The organism is Arthrobacter mobilis (assembly GCF_012395835.1).
In the GTDB taxonomy this organism is placed as follows: Bacteria; Actinomycetota; Actinomycetes; order Actinomycetales; family Micrococcaceae; genus Crystallibacter; species Crystallibacter mobilis.
Genome location: NZ_JAAZSQ010000089.1, coordinates 1 through 692, shown reverse-complemented (window position 1 = coordinate 692; position 692 = coordinate 1). Strand labels below are relative to the sequence as shown.

2 pseudogenes are annotated in these 692 nt (G+C 69.9%); both read left to right on the top strand.

What is annotated here, in order from left to right:
* Window positions 1–535, top strand: a pseudogene (locus HGG74_RS21005) (MmgE/PrpD family protein); the annotation flags it as partial.
* Window positions 535–692, top strand: a pseudogene (locus tag HGG74_RS21840) (methylisocitrate lyase); the annotation flags it as partial. The pseudogenes HGG74_RS21005 and HGG74_RS21840, both read left to right, overlap by 1 nt.

Sequence of the window (692 nt, the reverse complement as noted above, 5' to 3'; positions counted from 1 at the left end):
CCATGTGATCGGCTCCGGGGCGAACGATCCGCAGAAGTACGACCCGGCCGCCTCCCGGGAGACCCTGGACCATTCCATCCCGTACATCTTCACCGTCGCCCTGCAGGACGGTTCCTGGCACCATGTGGACTCCTACGCCCCGGACCGGGCCGGCCGGCCGGACACCGTGGCGCTCTGGCGCAGGGTGACCACCGAGGAGGATGCGGAGTGGACCCGCCGCTACCACTCGACGGACATCACGGAGAAGGCCTTCGGCGGCCGGGTGGAGATCACCCTGGCCGACGGCACCGTGATCACGGACGAGATTGCCGTCGCCGACGCCCACCCGCTCGGTGCCCGGCCCTTCGCCCGGGACCAGTACATCGGCAAGTTCCGCGCCCTGGCCGAAGGCCTGGTGGAACCGGCCGAGATCGACAGGTTCCTGGCCGCCGCCGCGCGCCTGCCCGAACTGGCCGCCGGCGACCTGGACCAGCTGACCGTCCAGGCCGCCCCCGGGGTCATTGACCTGTCCAAGGGCCCGAAGGGACTGTTCTGATGCTGTACGCCGCCACCACCCCGGAGCAGAAGCGCCGGCGGCTGCGGGAAATGCTGGCCTCCGGGACCATCGTGCAGTTCCCCGGCGCGTTCAACCCGCTCTCGGCGAAGCTGATCCAGGAAAAGGGCTTTGACGGGGTCTACATCTCCGGCGCCGT